The organism is Scrofimicrobium sp. R131 (assembly GCF_040256745.1).
Taxonomy (GTDB): domain Bacteria; phylum Actinomycetota; class Actinomycetes; order Actinomycetales; family Actinomycetaceae; genus Scrofimicrobium; species Scrofimicrobium appendicitidis.
Window position 1 is genome coordinate 950,436 of record NZ_CP138335.1, and the last position, 15,962, is coordinate 966,397.

Genomic DNA, 15,962 nt, shown 5'->3' on the forward strand with positions numbered 1-15,962 from the left:
TAGAATTATCGGTCGTCTACTACGCCGGAGGTGGGGGCGAACCTCACTCAGGTCGACTCAGTTGATCCCGGTGAGGCAAATTGGCCGGTTAACCACGGTTATGTGTGAACTATTCGAAGACCGGTGCGGCCGGTTCGGGTGAGCCGGTCGGCTCCGCCAAAAAGCCCCACCCACAATTCCTTCGAAAAAGCGGTCGGCGGGGTGAGCCCGCGTTCTGCGCGGGGTAGGGGATAATTGACGCACCCCGTGAGAAAGGCGAGCCGTGCAGACCGACGACGTTACCTCCACCCAGCCCACCTCCGACCCCAACTGGTGGCGCCAAGCGGTGGTCTATCAGATTTATCCCCGTTCATTTGCCGACGCCAACGGTGATGGGATTGGGGACCTGGCCGGGATCATCTCCCGCGTGCCCTATCTGCGCCAACTGGGGATCGATGCGATCTGGCTGTCCCCGTTTTACCCCTCAGCGCTGGCCGACGGCGGCTACGACGTCGACGACTATCGCGACGTTGATCCAAGGATTGGTACCCTGGCCGAGTTTGACCACCTGGTTACGGCCCTGCATGAGGCCGGTCTTCGCCTGATTGTTGACATCGTCCCCAACCACTCGTCCAACCGCCACGTCCTGTTCCAAGAGGCCCTCGCTTCCCCCAAAGGCTCCCCGGCTCGGGACCGATACATTTTCCGGGACGGCCTGGGGCCCGACCAGAGCGAGCCGCCCACCGACTGGGTGGCGGCCTTTGGCGGGTCGGCGTGGGAGCCGGTGGGGGACGGCCAGTTCTACCTGCACATGTTTGCTCCCGAGCAGCCCGACTGGAACTGGGCCCACCCCGATGTGCACGCCGAGTTCCTGGAGACGCTGCGGTTCTGGTCTGACCGGGGCGTCGACGGATTCCGCATCGACGTGGCGAACTTCTTGACCAAGGATCTGAGCGAGCCGCTGCCCACCCAGGCTGAACTGGATGCCCATCCGCGCCACCTCGGCAACGGACGGATTGACGATCGCGACGAGGTACACGAGATCTATGCGGAGTGGAGGGAACTGTTCAATCAGTACGACCCGCCCCGCGTGGCGGTGGCCGAAGCCTGGACCCCGGCCAACCGGCGGGTGCGCTACGCCCGGCCGGACTCCCTGGGCCAAGCATTCAACTTTGACCTGCTGCGGGCCAACTTCGACGCTGACGAGTTCCGTCAGATCATCGCGGAGAACCTGGCGCTGGCGGCGGAGGCGGGGTCGTCCACCACCTGGGTGCTCTCCAATCACGACGTGGTTCGCCACGCCACCAGGTACGCGCTGCCGGATGCACCCGACACCCAGGACCGGGATCGGCGCTGGCTGCTCCAAGGTGACGTCGACCTGGTTGAGGATCGGCCCCGCGGTCTGCGGCGGAGCCGGGCCGCCACCATGACGCTGCTGGCCCTGCCCGGTTCCACCTACCTTTATCAGGGGGAAGAACTCGGGTTGCCCGAGGTGCGCGACATCGCCCCCGACCAGCGCCAGGACCCCACTTTCTTCCGGAGCCCCGGCGTTGACGTGGGCCGGGACGGGTGCCGAGTCCCGATTCCCTGGACCCGGGAAGGCAGCTCCTTCGGCTTTGGGTCCAACGGGGCACACCTGCCCCAGCCGCCCGAGTTTGGGCAGTATTCGGTGGAGGCGGCTGAGGCGAAGCCGGACTCGATCCTGCACCTGTACCGGTCGGCCCTCGCCCTTCGGCGACAGTTGGAGTCGGGTGAAGAGTTGAGCTGGTTGGAGGCTCCCGCCCACGTGCTCATGTTTGCCCGGCCGGGCGGCTGGGTGAACGTGACCAACTTTGGGGTGGACGAGGTGGAGGTTGACGGCGGGGAAATCCTCCTCGCCAGTCAACCTGTCACCCTAAGTGAGGCGGGTAAACTCCGGCTCCCAAGCGAAACCACAGTTTGGCTTCGGCGCCGGTAGGCGGTTGGTCCGACCCGAACTGCGGGTCGGGTCGGACCGGCGCGGCTACTCGTCGGTCTCGTTGGCCTGGGCTGGGTTGGCCTGGTTTGGGTGATTCTGCTCGCTGCTGTCCACCTCGCCGTTGTCGGGCAACTCGTCGTCCTCCACGTCCCGGTAGGTGAACTGGACGGATTCCTGGGAGAGCGAGGCCGCGTAATCCGGAATTTCGTGCTGGAGGGAGCGGTCAGTTCGCCGATAGCCGGTCGACTTGGGGCGCTTGGGGATTTCCAGGGTCGGCCGGTCAATGTGGGTGTAGGGAATCTTGGAGAGCAGGTGGTGAATCACGTTGATCCGGGCTTTCCGCTTGTCGTCAGACTCCACCACAAACCAGGGGGCCTCCCGAATATCGGTGTGGACGAACATTTCGTCCTTGGCGCGTGAATACTCCTCCCAGCGGGTAATTGACTCCAAATCGGTGGGCGAGAGCTTCCAGCGCCGCATCGGATCGGTGAGGCGGGAGCGGAACCGTTTCATCTGCTCCTTGTCCGAGACTGAGAACCAGTACTTCAGGACGATGATGCCGTCATCCACCAGCATCCGTTCGAAGATTGGGCACTGGCGCAGGAACAGTTGGTGCTGCTCCGGTGTGCAGTAGCCCATCACCTTTTCCACCCCGCCGCGGTTGTACCAGGAGCGGTCAAACAGGCGAATCTCACCGGCCGCGGGCAGGTGCTCCACGTAGCGCTGGAAGTACCACTGGGTCTGCTGGCGTTCGGTGGGCATCGGGAGGGCGACCACGCGCGCAATCCGGGGATTCAAATACTCGGTAATTCGCTTGATAGCACCGCCCTTGCCGGCCGCATCTCGCCCCTCAAACAGAACGACGATGCGGGCCCCCGTGGCTTTGACCCACGCCTGCATTTCGACCAGCTCGGCTTGGAGGCGTCGAAGCTCGGCCTCGTAGAGGTCCTTGTCCATCTTTGGGGTTTTGTTCTTCTTGCTCATGGTGAACCTCTACTCGGGTCGGGTGAGTGTGATCAAGATTATACGGACGAGGTGGCCGCGCGGGAGCCGAACAGCAAAAGTCAACCTGTCGGACGGGCAGGGTAGATTCTTAGTGTCGGTGCGAACGCCACCGCGGGTTTGAACAAAGGGGAAGCAATGAGCTTGGAGAGCATCCTGCTGGTTGGGGTCATCGTCCTGGTCGCGGTCCTGATCGTGCTGGTTTTGCGCCGGGGCGGGGACGGTGCAGACGGGGGTAGGTTGACGCAACTGGTAGAGGACACCGCTCGGCTTGAACAGCAGATTGTCACCAGCGGGCAGATGCAGGGCCAGCGGACGGTCGAACTGCAGCAGGTGCTCGATGCTCGACTCCGCGACCAGGTGGGACAGAACCGGGATGAGGCCCGCCAGCGCCTCCAGGCAGACGCGGCAGCCCGACTGGAACTGCAAGAGATTCTGACCGGCCGACTCGACCGGATGGATCGCAGCCTGGGTGAACTGCGGGATTCCCTCACTAAGGGTCTGGATCAGCTCCGCACCACCAACGCGGCCGAGCTTGAGCGAATCCGCCTTGAGGTGGCGGAGAAGTTGCAGGCCAGCCTCGCACAGTCGCTGAAAGAGAACTCTGAGCAGATCGAAAAGCTGACCGAGACCTCCAGCAAACGCCAGGATGAACTGCGCGATGCCCTGCGTCTGGAACTGGACAAGGTGCGAACTCAAAATGATGAGCAGCTCGAGAAGATGCGCCTGACCGTGGATGAGAAGTTGCAGGGAACTCTGCAAAAGCGCCTCGGTGAGTCCTTCCAGCTGGTTTCGGACCGGCTGGAGAAAGTGCAGCGCGGTCTCGGCGAGATGCAGACGCTCGCCTCGGATGTGGGTGGGCTGAAGCGGGTCCTGTCCAACGTGAAGACCCGGGGAACCTGGGGGGAAGTGCAACTGTCACGCCAGTTGGAGGATGTCCTTTCGCCTAGCCAGTATGAGGAGAACGTGGCGATTGATCCCCAGTCACGGGAGCGGGTGGAGTTCGCGGTTCGGCTCCCCGGCAAGAGTGAGGACTCACCGGTGTACCTGCCAATCGACTCCAAGTTCCCCCAGGAGTCCTACGAGCGGCTCCTGTCGGCCCAAGAGGCGGGCGATGTCGTGGAGGTGGAGCGGGCCACCAAGGAACTGGAGCAGGCCATTCGACTGCAAGCCAAAACCATCAGCACCAAGTACATTCATCCGCCCCTGTCGACGGACTTCGCCATCATGTACCTGCCGACCGAGGGTCTGTTCGCCGAAACGGTGAGGATTCCTGGACTGGCTTCGTCGTTGCAGGTTAACGAACGGGTGATGATCACCGGCCCCACCACGCTGATGTCACTGCTCGGCAGCTTGCAGATGGGATTCAAGACCCTGGCCATCGAAAAACGCTCCTCTGAGGTTTGGCAGGTGCTGGGGGCCGCCAAGGCCGAGTTCGCGAAGTACGGGCAGGTCTGGGAGCGGCTCGGCAAGCAGTTGCAGACCGCCCAGCGCACGGTTGAGGATGCCGGTCGGCGCACGCGGGCGGTTGAGCGAAAGCTCCGGGATGTCGAACTGCTCGAAGTGGAAGGGGAAGCGGAGGACCTGATCGACGAGGTGCTCCTGATCGAAGAGTAAAACTGAGGGTTGGGGGCGGACTAGAGTTTAGGCATGAGCAAAACCCAGCCCGTAACCAGTGCCGACCGGGTCACCCAAGCGTTGCAGACCGCCCCCAACACCATCTTCTCCCGGCTCAGAACCCCCGCCGAGGAGTTCCACGCCCTGGCGGAAGCCTGCGAACAGTACGGCCTCGACCAGTGGGACCTGTACGGCGACGGGGGACCGATAGCAATACTCGAAACCGAAGTGCGGGAACTGCTGGCGATCGAAGCCGCCGTGTTCTTCCCCTCGGGGATTATGGCTCAGCAGGTGGCCCTCCGGATTCACACAGATCGGGCCCGCAATCCCCGGGTAGCGCTGCCGGACCTGAGCCACCTCCTGGTGCATGAGGAGGATGGTCCCCGCATTCTGCACGGCCTCCAATATGAGTACCTGACCCGCGGCAACCGGGTGGCCACCAGAGCCAACCTAGACGCAATCCCCGGGGAACTGGGGGCCGTCCTGGTAGAACTGCCGCTCAGAGACGCCGGCTGCCTGCTCCCCACCTGGGAAGAGCTGGTCGACCTGGCGGCCGCCTGTCAGGACCGGGGAGTCGCCCTGCACATTGACGGGGCTCGCCTGTGGGAATCAACCCCGCACCTGGAACACAGCCTCGCGGAGATCGCGGCCCTGGCCGACACGGTCTACCTGTCCTTCTATAAGGGACTGGGCGCCCTGGCCGGAGCCGTCCTGGTGGGGGATCAGGCCACCGTGGCCGAAGCCCGGGTCTGGCGACGCCGACTCGGCGGGACCACCTACCACGCCACTGCGATCGCGGCCTCGGCGCTGGTGGGTTTGCGGTCAAAACTGGCGGGAATCCCACAGGCTGTGCAGTGGGCACGCCAGTTCACCGCTGCACTTCCATCCGAAATCACCAGCCAGCCGGCCCCGGTCCACACCAACCAGTTCCACCTGTACACGCTGGGGAACGCCGAGCGGCTCAACCGCTTCCTTCACCAGGTGATTGAGGAATCCGGGGTCGCCTTTTGCCGGCCCTGGCGAGCAACCCAGGTTCCGGGGGTCGCAGCCACCGAGATTGCGGTTGCCGTGGGCGAACCCGCGGTCACCCCAGAAGAGGCAGCAGCACTGATGAAACGGGTCATTGACCTGGCCCTATCCGAGGATGGCGACTCCCGCTAGCAAAAGGTTCCGGAACCTACCCGGGTCCCGGAACCGATCGTCGCTCGGGCAAGAGCCAAGTTGGCCCGCCTAGCGGTTGGCGGCCGCCTCGCGCGCCACAATCAGACCGTAAACCAAGCCCTGGCCGATGGTTGCTCCCGCACCCGGGTAGGACCGGCCAAACACGTTGGCCGCATTGTTGCCCAGGGAGTAGAGTCCCGCAATTGGCTGCTGATCCTGACCCAGCACGCGCCCGCGGGCGTCCGCGACCAGGCCACCGCAGGTCCCCAGATCCGACAGCACCATCTTCACCGCGTAGAGGGTTCCCTTCAGTGGACGAAGGTTCGGGTTCGGGGTGATGGTCGGGTCACCGTAATAGCGGTCGTAGGCGCTCTGACCTCGGCCAAAGTCGTGGTCCACCCCCAGGTTGGCCACCTGGTTGAACCGGCGAAGCGTTGCCTCCAACTGTTCGGGCGGAACGCCGATGCCGGCGGCCAACTCGCGCGGGGTCTTCCCGGTGGCGGCAATCCCAGCGTCGTACCAGGACTGCGGAATCGCCATCGTGGGAAACAGGGACCCGGCCAAGACATAAGAGTCCCGATACTTCTTGTCAAAGACCAGCCACATGGTGCCGACCGGGTGACCTTCGTCTGCCAGCTCCAAAACCCGCTGCCCAAACGACATGTAGTCGGTGGCCTCGTTGATGAATCGTTGCCCCTCATCGTTGACCAGCAGGGAGCCGGGAAGGGACCGTTCCGCCAGGCAAATCTGGACCGGACCGTCCCCAACCGGGGCGAACGAAGGGAACCACCAGGCCTGATCCATCAGCTTGGTTTCGGCCCCCACCCGCTGACCGGCAGCAATCCCGTCGCCGGTGTTGCCCGGGGATCCGAGGGACAAATCTTCGGACAAAATCGGGGACTGGAGTTGCTGGCGCAAGGCCAGATCGTGGTCAAAGCCGCCGGTAGCCAGGACCACCCCGCGCCGGGCCCGCACCTGGACCTCCCGACCGTCCTGCTCAATCTGGGCGCCCACCACCCGACCCTCTTCCACGATCAGGTCGGTCAGCTGGGCGCGGGTCCAGACCGGGATCTGCGCGCGAATCAGACCGGCAAACATTCCGGCCGCCAGGGCCTGCCCGCCAGCCATGTACTCGCGGCCCAGCACCTTCCCGCCCACCCCCTGGATCACCCGTTTGGTCACCCGCGGCACGCCCTGGAGTGGGCGCCGAGCAATCAGGTTCATCCACTTGTAGTCGGCGCCCGTCACCGGCATCGGGACCGGAGCTTCCATCACGCCGGGGCGGAACCGGCCCCGTTCCTCCCCCAGAAGGGAGGCGTCAAAGGGAAGGCACTCGCAGGAGCGACCTTCCGCCGAGCCTCCCGGGTGTTCCGGATGGTAGTCAGAGTAGTAGCGGGCCCAGAAGAATTTCATGGGAGTGGTCCGTTCCAACATCGCCACCGCCTCGGCCCCGTGGGTGACGAAGGCCTCCCACCGGTCCCGCGCCGAATCCTCCCCGACCAGCGACTCCAGGTAGCTGCGCACCTCATCGGCGCTGTTGTCAGCCCCCGCTTCGGTCAGCACCTGGTTGGGGGGAATCCAAAACGCACCTCCGGACCGAGCGGTCGACCCGCCGACATACTCGGTCTTCTCAACCACCAACACGTCCAAACCCAACTCGTTGGCCGCCAGCGCAGCGGCCATTCCTGTTCCCGAGCCAATTACCAAAAGATCTACTTCAGAATTAGAAGCAGTTGGACCGGCAGGAATTTCTCTCTCGACCATGATCAGCTCCCTTGCTTTGGAAAGAGTCCCACGCCACAATTCTACCCAGCCGGCAGGTTTCCACCAGGTATAATTTTCGGATGAGGCTGACACACACCGGATCGGTTCCCCTGCGCACCGAACGTTTGCTTCTGCGGCAATTCCAGCCCGGGGACGCCCCCGCGATGTTCGAGCGGTGGGCCAGCTCGCCCAGGGCCACCAGGTATCTCACCTGGCCGCCTCACGACCATCTGGCCGTGACAGAGGCTGTCTTGGCGGAATGGGTATCCAATTATGTACAGCCAACGTTCTATCAGTGGGCAATAGTTCCGGTGGGCTCAAACTTACCGATCGGCTCCATCTCGGTGGTGGACCGGGATGAAACTGCCGGAGAGGTAGAAATCGGCTATGTGATTGGACCGGAATGGTGGGGGCAGGGGTACACGGCCGAGGCGCTGGTCCGCCTCGTCGACCACTTCTTTGCCGAGGTGGGGGTCGGCTCGGTGCTGGCGCGCTGCCATCCGGAGAACCTGGCCTCCAGCCGGGTGATGCTAAAGGCAGGGATGCGCCGTCTTCCCTGGGACGATGAACCCGGCGGCCAAGCCCTGGCACCCAAGTCCGAGCCGGAGCACCAGTACCGCGTGACCCGGCAGATGTGGGAGCGCCGGTAGTGCCAACCCGATACCCAATGACCCGCACCAGCGGCCTGGTCCTCCTGGCGCTGCTGGTGACTGCCTGGTTGGTGGGCTCCTGCTTCGATCAGTCGATCAGTCACGAGCTGGCTGTCAAAACCAATGCTTTCGGGCGGTTCTTTGCCGCCTATGGGGCGGCGCCAGCATTCTTGGCCGCGGTGGTGGCGGGGGCGCTTCTGGTGCAGTTTGGGGGGTGGGGACAGTTTCCACCCGGGTCCGACTCGGCGAGGCCAACCCAAAGAAAGGCGGTACGGGCGAGCCTCACCGTGATCGGGGTGGCTCTGACAGCCGTCGCCCTCGGATGCCTGATAGTGGTGCCCGCACACTACTGGGAGCTGCCCCTGTGGGGGAGAACCGTGGTGGCGCTGATCCTGGTTGGGGCCACCTGGTGGGCAACCCGGTGGGTGGCGGCTGAGGCGGATCCCCGGTTGGCTCTGCGCGTGGCCCTGATTCTGATCGCGGTGGTGATTGCCGAGATGCTGGTAGTCACGCTGCTAAAGGTCGGGTGGGACCGCCCGCGCCCACGCCTGGCCCTGTGGGGGGAGGGGCAGTTCGCCCCCTGGTGGGCGCTGGGGATCGAGTCGGAGGCCGACCTGCTTGCCGGCGGCGTCCCCAGTGACGAGTTCAAGTCGCTGCCCTCGGCCCACACCGCCAACGCCGCTGTGGCCATGGCCTTGCCGCTGCTGAGCCTGCTCCGACCCGCCTGGGCGCGCCTGGCCCCGCTCCTGCTGTGGATTGGGGCGCTGTGGACGGCGGCTGTCGCCCTGTCGCGTGTGGTCCTCGGGGCTCACTACGTGACCGACACAGCCCTCGGGGCCGCCCTCACCCTGGGGTTGCTGCTGCTGATCAGTCACCTGGTGTTGAGGTGGCGTTGGTTTGGCCCGGACCCGGAGGGCCTTGAACCGGGAGATTCAGGCCCGCCGGTTTCTGACTAGCCGCGCACGAGCCGTTCTGCGCTCGGCGAGTCGGTAGTGGCGGGCAAGCCGCGAGGGCGCTTCCAATAGCGCCACCAGCCCCAGCCGCGCCCAACCGGCTGCCAGCCGTCACCGTCTGGACCTTGACTCCAGCGGGTGCGGGTGTGTTCCCACTGCTGCTCGGAGCGCTCCACGATGTGGAAGGTCGGCCCGTAGTCGACGCTGTGCCAGCCGTAGCGACCAGCCCGGTCCAGCACGTCCATTTCGTTGAACGCGGTCACCCGGCGCAGCACCATTTGGTGCGGGGCAACGTCGCGCGGAGGGGAGGGAACCCCAAAGCGCTGCTGGGCTGCCTGCCGGGAGGTACCCAAAGTGCTGCCGATTTGCTCCCAGGTGCATCCGGCGGCACGCGCAGAGTTCACCGCCGCGTCGACGAGTTCCTGAGCGGCCTCAGCTCCAACCTGGGCCAGGACAGTGAACTCCAAATGTGCGGTGGACTCCGAACGCATCCGTTGGAACAACTCCGGACATTGCTGTTCTAGCACGGCAGCGAACTGCTCGCGCAAAACACCCTTTTCAATTAACTCAGCCATAATGCAAGTGTAGGTTGACATATCCGAGGGTGTCAAGAAATGGTGTAGCTTTATTCTATTCTCCGGGAAGCCCGGCTGCAGCTAAATCGACCAACCAGAGGGTCTCTTCGGTTCCGGCAGCTCCCGCGGCCGGAATCTGGTCCAGAGGTGCGTGTGACAGGGCCGCCGCTAGCGCCTCGGCCTTCTCTTGGCCGGCGGCAACCACCCAAACCGCACGGGCCTGCTGGATCACCTCCAGCGACAGGCTGACCCGCTCGGGCGGTGGTTTCGGGGAATTCTCCACACCGACGGCGCTGATATCGCGCGCATTTATTTCTGCTTTTCCGGGGAAAAGTGAGGCAATATGTCCGTCGGGCCCCATCCCCAAGAGAAGGACGTCGAATCTGGGGGTGGCCAGGCCCGGGTGGGCATAGGCGGCCAGCTCCTCGCGATAGCGCGCGGCCGCCTCGTCCGGGGTGCTCACGCCCTGAGCCGGATCTAGCGGTGGCATCGGGTGCAGGTGCAGCGGCTCGAACCGCGCCGCCAGGCTGTCCAGCAGGGCCTCCCGCGCCTGGGTCTCGTTTCGGTCGGGATCGCCGGCGGGCAGGAACCGCTCATCGCCCCACCAGAAATGCACCTCCGACCAGTCCACCGCGCCAGCAGCCGGGTTCTTCGCGACCTCGGCCAGCAGCTGAATCCCAATCGTACCGCCGGTGAGAACCAGGTGAACTGGCGCTTGGACCGACTGAAGGTCGATTAGGCGGGTGATCAGTCGAGCCGCGGTTGCGGCCGCCAAGGTGTTCGGGTCCGGGTGCACGAGGACGCGGCGGGGCGTGGTGTGACTCATGGTTGATCCTCCAGCAGTTGCAGTCCGTCTTGCAGTACCTCACCGTAAACCTCGTCGGCGTCGAGGCGGCGGAGCTCCTCGGCCAGGCACTCGCGCAGCTCCCGAATTGGGAGGGCAATTCGATGGCTGGGCTGGCCGGGCTGCGACAGAATGGCCTCGCGCCCATCGGGGCGGTCCAACACGATCGGCCCGGAGGCCCGCTCCAGCCGAACCTGGGTGATGGCCAGCGGCGTGTCCTGGCGGATGATCTCGACCGGGCACCGCAGCGCCCACCCGAGCCAGGCGCCCAGCAGGTCAAGAGACGGGTGGGTGCCCTCCCCAGCAATGACCACGCGCTGGACCGGCTCAAATGGCGGCTGGTCCAAAGTGGCAGCCAGGAGTCCCCGCCAGCGAGTGGCACGGGTCCAAGCCAGATCCGTGTCGCCCTCGCGGTAGTGACGCCCCAGGTAGTTCAGGGTCACCGCCGGCCGATCGCACTCGGTCGAATCGGTGATCCGGCGGGCCGCCAGCTTCCCGAGCGGATGCTGGCTGGGATTGGTGGGCGCCTGGTAGGGCCACCAAACCACGATGGGAGCGTCGGGCAGCAGGAGCGGCACCACCAGGGTGTCGACGTGCTCATCCAGTTCGCCGGAGGTCCGCAGGATGATCACTTCGCTGGCACCCGCGTCCCCACCCAAGCGAATCTGAGCGTCCAGTTCGGCCCCGCGGACGGTGTCGGCCCGGGTCAGCACGATTACTCGGCAGGGGTGTTCGAGCGAGGCATCCCGGGCGGCGTCGATGGCCCCCTCCGGATCGCGGTCGCCCGCGTCGATGATCAGGGTCAGGACCCGACCCAAAGCGATGGCCCCGCCCTCGTCTCGCTCCAGCAGGAGGCGGCGGTTGATGTCCCGGATGGTGGTGCGGGGCAGGTTGATAATCATGGGCGCCTCCAAGCTCGTCCATCCAACTGCATCATCTTGTTGGCCGAATCCGGGCCCCAGGTGCCGGCCCGGTACTGCTCGGGTCGGCCGCTGGCCGCCCAGTGTGCCAGCACCGGATCCAGAATCCGCCAGGACAGCTCCACCTCCTCGTGTCGGGGGAAGAGCGGGGGATCGCCCAGGAGCACGTCCAGGATCAGGCGCTCGTACGCCTCGGGGGAGGACTCGGTGAAGGCGTGCCCGTACCCGAAGTCCATGGTGACGTTTCGGACCTCCATCTGGGTGCCGGGCACCTTGGAGCCGAACCGAATGGTCACGCCCTCGTCGGGCTGGACCCGGATCACCAGGGCGTTCTTGCCCAGCTCCCGGGTGGCGGTCTGCTCAAACGGCAGGTGCAAAGACTTCTTGAAGATGATCGCAATCTCGGTCACCCGCCGGCCCAGCCGTTTGCCGGTACGCAGGTAGAACGGGACCCCCGCCCAGCGCCGATTGTCGATCTCCAGCCGGAGCGCGGCGAAGGTCTCGGTGGTCGAGTTGGGGTTGAACCCGCCCTCTTCCAGATAGCCGACCACGTGCTCGCCCCCCTGCCAACCGGCCGCGTACTGGCCCCGGGCCGCATACGTGTCCAGGTCGGCGGGCAGGCGCACCGCCGAGAGGACCTTGATCTTCTCGGTGGCCAGATCGTGGGCGTTGAAGGTCACCGGCTCTTCCATCGCGGTCAGGGCCAGCAGTTGCAACAGGTGATTCTGAATTACGTCGCGGGCCGCGCCGATCCCGTCGTAGTAGCCGGCGCGCCCCTCCACCCCGATATCTTCGGCCATGGTGATTTGGACGTGGTCGACGTAGTTGGAGTTCCAGATCGGTTCGTAGAGCTGGTTGGCAAAGCGCAGCGCCAGAATGTTCTGCACGGTTTCTTTGCCCAGGTAGTGGTCAATCCGGAACACGTCGTCCGGCCGGAACACCTGCGAGACGACGTCGTTTAGCTCCCGGGCCGACTGCAGGTCGTGCCCAAAGGGCTTCTCCACCACGACGCGGCGCCAGGCTCCCTCGGCCGAGTGTGACAGCCCCGACTTGGCCAGTTGCTCCAGCACGACCGGGAACGAGCTGGGGGGCACCGACAGGTAAAACGCGTGGTTCCCCCGGGTTCCCCGGGTGTCGTCCAGCTCGTGCACCGTCTGGGCCAGCCGAGCGAAGGCCTCGTCGTCGTCAAAGGAACCCTGGACGAACCGGATCCCCTCCGCCAGCTGATTCCAGGTGGCCTCTACGAACGGCGTGCGCGCGTGCTTCTTGACCGAGTCGTGCACGATTTGGGCAAAGTCCGCGTCCTCCCAGTCGCGCCGAGCGAACCCGGTCAGGGCAAAACCTGGCGGCAACAAGCCCCGGTTGGTCAGGTCGTAAACCGCCGGCATCAGCTTTTTGCGGGCCAGGTCCCCGGTCACCCCGAAGATGACCAGACCCGAGGGGCCCGCGATCCGGGGCAGACGCCGGTCGCGCGGATCCCTGAGGGGATTGTGCTCGGCGGTGACAGGGGTCAGTTTCACAGAGATGCGCCCCCGTCAGTGCGTTCCTCGTGCCGGTCTCCCGACCAGTCGAGGTGGTAGGAGCCTTCGCGGTCGGTCCGCTCGTAGGTGTGCGCACCGAAGTAGTCGCGCTGAGCCTGAATCAGGTTGGCGGGCAGACGCTTGGCCCGGACCCCGTCGTAGTAGGCCAGGCAGGAAGAGAAAGCGGGGGTGGGGACGCCGTGCAGCGCCGCGGACGCCACAATCTGGCGCCATGACTCGACCCCGGCCGACACCGCTTCGGTGAAGTAGGGGTCGGCGACCAGCAAAGGCAACTCCGGGTTCCGTTCGTAGGCCTCGGTGATTCGGTCCAGGAACTTCGCGCGGATAATGCAGCCGCCGCGCCAGATCCGGGCCATCGCACCCAGGTCGATCTGCCAGTTGTACTCGGCCGAGGCGGCCGCAATCTGGTCAAACCCCTGCGAGTAAGCCACCACCTTGGAGGCATACAGGGCTTTCCGAACCTGCTCGATGAATGCGTCCCGATCGGTTACCTCCCAGTCGGCGGCATCCGCGGGCAGGACCTGGCGGGCCGCCTCGCGCTGCGGCGTGGAAGCGGACAGGGCGCGGGCAAAGGTTGCTTCCGCGATCCCGGTCAGCGGGATCCCCAAGTCGAGGCCGCTCTGGACGGTCCACTTCCCGGTTCCCTTCTGCTCGGCCTGGTCCAGGACCACGTCGACGAAGGCCGCCCCGGTCTGCGGGTCCTGCTGGGCCAAAATGTCGGCGGTAATCTCGATCAGGTACGAGTCCAGGTCGCCCTGGTTCCACTGGGAGAAAATCTCTGCCAGTTCCGCGGCCGAAGCGCCCAGGCCCAGGCGAAGCAAGTCGTAGGCTTCCGCAATCAGCTGCATGTCGGCGTACTCAATGCCGTTGTGGACCATCTTGACGAAGTGTCCCGCCCCGTCGGGCCCCACGTGGGTGCAGCACGGGACCCCGTCCACGTGTGCGGAGATGGTCTCCAGGATCGGCCCGAGGGTTTGGTAGGACTCAACGGTTCCGCCCGGCATGATCGAGGGTCCGTTCAGCGCACCCTCTTCCCCGCCGGAAACGCCGGTCCCAACAAAGTGGATTCCTTTCTCGCGCAGGGCCCGCTCCCGCCGGATCGTGTCGGGGAAGTGCGCGTTGCCCGCGTCCACCACGATGTCGCCCGGTTCGAGCAGCGGCACCAGCTCCTCAATCACCGCGTCGGTGGCGGCGCCGGCCTTCACCATGGAGATGACGGTCCGTGGGCGCTGCAGCGAGGCGACGAAGTCGGCCATGGACTCGGAGGGGATAAAAGTACCTTCGTCCCCGTGTTCTTCGATCAGTGAAGCCGTCCGTCCCCAAGAGCGGTTGTGGACCGCCACCCGGTAGCCGTTCCGGGCCAGGTTCCGGGCCAGGTTGCGACCCATGACCGCCATTCCGGTGACCCCAATTTGTGCGAGCGGTTGATCAGACATTGTGCAGTAGCCCTTTCTTCTGTTGCCGCTCCCGAGCGCGCCAACAGGTGCACACCGTGTGGGAGCAACTCTGCTGCTCCCAAGCCTATACTTCTTCTAGGACGAGAGACCCAGATGTGCTGAGATGTGAACGGTTCCTAGACCGCTTTTAGGTCCTGCAGGAACTTGTTCGCCCAGTGGTCAATCGAGTTGTCCCGCACTTTTCGTTTCATGGCGAGGAACGCGCGGGAGCGCACCGGCTCGGGGTCGGTCAGCGCCCGCATGATCGTGTCCTTCATGGCGTCCAAGTCGTAGGGGTTCACCAGGTAGGCGCGCTTCAACTCGCGGGCCGCCCCGGCAAATTCGCTCAGGACCAGGGCGCCGCTGGATTTGGTGTGGCAGGCAATGTACTCCTTAGCCACCAGGTTCATCCCGTCGCGCAGCGGGGTGACCAGCATGACGTCGGCCAGCTGGTACATGGCCGCCATCGTGGAGCGGGAGAAGTTGGCGTGCCGGTAGGAGATCGCGGGCCTGCCGACCCCGCCCACCGACGAGTTGATCCGGCCCACCAGCTGATCAATGTCGTTGCGCAGCTTCTGGTACTCCTCGACGTCTTCGCGCGAGGGGGTCGCCACCTGCAGGAAAACGGTCGTCTCCGGGTCCAGTTTGCCCTCGGCGAACAGCTCACCGACCGCGCGAATGCGCTGGCGCAAACCCTTGGTGTAGTCGAGCCGGTCCACCCCGAGCAAAATGGTCTCCGGGTTCCCGAGCTCGGCCCGCAACTCGGCCGACTCGGCCAGCACTTCCGGGGATTCGGCCAGCTCGACGAACCCTTGGTAGTCGATCGAAATTGGATAGGCCCGCACGGTGCAGAGGTGTCCGTCCTCAACCGAAACTCGATCTGAGCGGACCTGGTGCTCGGTCCGCCGGCGAACCAGCCGCAGGAAGTTTGAAGCCCCGCCCGGCACCTGGAAGCCAACCAGGTCCGCGCCCAGCAGCCCCTCGATGATTTGGCGGCGCCAGGGGAGTTGCTCGTACAGCTCGATCGGGGGGAAGGGAATGTGCAGGAAGAAGCCGATCTTCAGATCCGGCCGGAGCCGACGCAGCATCGCCGGGACCAGTTGCAGCTGATAGTCCTGGACCCAGACGGTGGCGTTGGGGGCGCAGGCTTCGGCCGTGCGGACCGCGAAGCGCAGGTTCACATCCCGATAGGTTTCCCACCATTCGCGGTGGAACTCCGGAAAGGCCACCGCGTCGTGGTAGAGCGGCCAGAGGGTGGAGTTAGAGAAGCCTTCGTAGTATTCCTCGACTTCCCGGGTCGACAGCTCGACCGGAACCACCTGGTAACCCTCGTGTTCGAACGGGTCCACCGTCTCGTCGGCCGATCCGGGCCACCCTACCCAGGCGCCGCCGAACCTCCTCATCAGGGGCTCCAACGCGGTCACCAGACCCCCGGGGGAGGTTTGCCAGCTCACCTCGCCGTCCTCGCTCGTCACTCGGTCGACCGGCAGCCGATTGGCCACCACCACGAAGCTCGACTGTTGACCATCTGATGCAGACATACACTCTCCTTTGTCGCTTCCT

General features: G+C 65.1%; 13 protein-coding genes. 5 read left to right on the forward strand and 8 right to left on the reverse strand.

Annotated features, from left to right (window positions below):
- Positions 1–262 precede the first annotated feature (262 nt).
- Positions 263–1,936, forward strand: a complete 1,674-nt coding sequence (locus SAC06_RS04445; RefSeq protein ID WP_350259005.1) for a glycoside hydrolase family 13 protein — start codon at positions 263–265, stop codon at positions 1,934–1,936.
- Between the two features lie 45 nt (positions 1,937–1,981).
- Here the strand turns inward: SAC06_RS04445 and ppk2 are convergent, their stop codons facing one another.
- Complete coding sequence (ppk2, locus tag SAC06_RS04450) at positions 1,982–2,893, reverse strand: polyphosphate kinase 2 (protein WP_350259152.1); 912 nt, start codon at positions 2,891–2,893, stop codon at positions 1,982–1,984.
- 183 nt (positions 2,894–3,076) lie between these two features.
- On the opposite strand from ppk2, the gene rmuC reads away from it, so the two are divergent.
- Both rmuC and SAC06_RS04460 read left to right on the forward strand, forming a co-directional pair.
- On the forward strand, positions 3,077–4,555 hold the full coding sequence (gene rmuC, locus SAC06_RS04455; protein WP_350259006.1) for a DNA recombination protein RmuC: 1,479 nt from the start codon (positions 3,077–3,079) through the stop codon (positions 4,553–4,555).
- A 33-nt stretch (positions 4,556–4,588) separates the two neighbouring features.
- Positions 4,589–5,716, forward strand: a complete 1,128-nt coding sequence (locus SAC06_RS04460; protein WP_350259007.1) for a threonine aldolase family protein — start codon at positions 4,589–4,591, stop codon at positions 5,714–5,716.
- Positions 5,717–5,785: 69 nt separating this feature from the next.
- Here the strand turns inward: SAC06_RS04460 and SAC06_RS04465 are convergent, their stop codons facing one another.
- The gene (locus tag SAC06_RS04465; RefSeq protein ID WP_350259008.1) at positions 5,786–7,480 is read right to left on the reverse strand and encodes a 3-ketosteroid-delta-1-dehydrogenase; all 1,695 of its coding nucleotides are present in this window, start codon (positions 7,478–7,480) and stop codon (positions 5,786–5,788) included.
- A gap of 80 nt (positions 7,481–7,560) precedes the next feature.
- Here SAC06_RS04465 and SAC06_RS04470 point away from each other — a divergent pair, with 80 nt between their 5' ends.
- Positions 7,561–8,130, forward strand: coding sequence for a GNAT family N-acetyltransferase (locus tag SAC06_RS04470; protein WP_350259009.1), 570 nt, complete (start codon positions 7,561–7,563; stop codon positions 8,128–8,130).
- Positions 8,130–9,086 (forward strand): phosphatase PAP2 family protein, encoded by a 957-nt coding sequence (locus SAC06_RS04475; RefSeq protein WP_350259010.1) that lies wholly within the window; start codon positions 8,130–8,132, stop codon positions 9,084–9,086. Before SAC06_RS04470 ends, SAC06_RS04475 begins: the two co-directional genes overlap by 1 nt.
- On the opposite strand, the gene SAC06_RS04480 is transcribed toward SAC06_RS04475, so the two are convergent.
- The 6 genes from SAC06_RS04480 to SAC06_RS04505 form a co-directional block, all read right to left on the reverse strand.
- Positions 9,083–9,658 carry a hypothetical protein gene (locus SAC06_RS04480; RefSeq protein ID WP_350259011.1) on the reverse strand — a complete coding sequence of 192 codons (576 nt, stop codon included), beginning with the start codon at positions 9,656–9,658 and terminating at the stop codon, positions 9,083–9,085. The two genes, SAC06_RS04475 and SAC06_RS04480, sit on opposite strands and share 4 nt — an antisense overlap.
- 55 nt (positions 9,659–9,713) lie before the next feature.
- On the reverse strand, positions 9,714–10,484 hold the full coding sequence (gene pgl / locus SAC06_RS04485) for a 6-phosphogluconolactonase (RefSeq protein WP_350259012.1): 771 nt from the start codon (positions 10,482–10,484) through the stop codon (positions 9,714–9,716).
- Complete coding sequence (locus tag SAC06_RS04490; RefSeq protein WP_350259013.1) at positions 10,481–11,404, reverse strand: glucose-6-phosphate dehydrogenase assembly protein OpcA; 924 nt, start codon at positions 11,402–11,404, stop codon at positions 10,481–10,483. Before SAC06_RS04490 ends, pgl begins: the two co-directional genes overlap by 4 nt.
- Positions 11,401–12,942: a glucose-6-phosphate dehydrogenase gene (gene zwf, locus SAC06_RS04495; protein WP_350259014.1), complete on the reverse strand. Its 1,542-nt coding sequence runs from the start codon at positions 12,940–12,942 to the stop codon at positions 11,401–11,403. Before zwf ends, SAC06_RS04490 begins: the two co-directional genes overlap by 4 nt.
- Positions 12,939–14,399 carry an NADP-dependent phosphogluconate dehydrogenase gene (gene gndA, locus SAC06_RS04500; protein WP_350259015.1) on the reverse strand — a complete coding sequence of 487 codons (1,461 nt, stop codon included), beginning with the start codon at positions 14,397–14,399 and terminating at the stop codon, positions 12,939–12,941. The genes zwf and gndA overlap by 4 nt, the downstream gene beginning before the upstream one ends.
- Positions 14,400–14,536: 137 nt before the next feature.
- Complete coding sequence (locus SAC06_RS04505; RefSeq protein ID WP_350259016.1) at positions 14,537–15,940, reverse strand: trehalose-6-phosphate synthase; 1,404 nt, start codon at positions 15,938–15,940, stop codon at positions 14,537–14,539.
- Positions 15,941–15,962: the final 22 nt, after the last annotated feature.

Excerpts from the sequence above, each read along its gene's own strand:
- pgl (WP_350259012.1), bottom strand. The coding sequence starts at position 10,484 with ATGAGTCACACCACGCCCCGCCGCGTCCTCGTGCACCCGGACCCGAAC.
- SAC06_RS04505 (WP_350259016.1), bottom strand. The coding sequence starts at position 15,940 with ATGTCTGCATCAGATGGTCAACAGTCGAGCTTCGTGGTGGTGGCCAAT.
- ppk2 (WP_350259152.1), bottom strand. The coding sequence starts at position 2,893 with ATGGACAAGGACCTCTACGAGGCCGAGCTTCGACGCCTCCAAGCCGAG.
- SAC06_RS04480 (WP_350259011.1), bottom strand. The coding sequence starts at position 9,658 with ATGGCTGAGTTAATTGAAAAGGGTGTTTTGCGCGAGCAGTTCGCTGCC.
- SAC06_RS04465 (WP_350259008.1), bottom strand. The coding sequence starts at position 7,480 with ATGGTCGAGAGAGAAATTCCTGCCGGTCCAACTGCTTCTAATTCTGAA.
- SAC06_RS04460 (WP_350259007.1), top strand. The coding sequence starts at position 4,589 with ATGAGCAAAACCCAGCCCGTAACCAGTGCCGACCGGGTCACCCAAGCG.
- gndA (WP_350259015.1), bottom strand. The coding sequence starts at position 14,399 with ATGTCTGATCAACCGCTCGCACAAATTGGGGTCACCGGAATGGCGGTC.
- rmuC (WP_350259006.1), top strand. The coding sequence starts at position 3,077 with ATGAGCTTGGAGAGCATCCTGCTGGTTGGGGTCATCGTCCTGGTCGCG.
- SAC06_RS04470 (WP_350259009.1), top strand. The coding sequence starts at position 7,561 with ATGAGGCTGACACACACCGGATCGGTTCCCCTGCGCACCGAACGTTTG.
- SAC06_RS04490 (WP_350259013.1), bottom strand. The coding sequence starts at position 11,404 with ATGATTATCAACCTGCCCCGCACCACCATCCGGGACATCAACCGCCGC.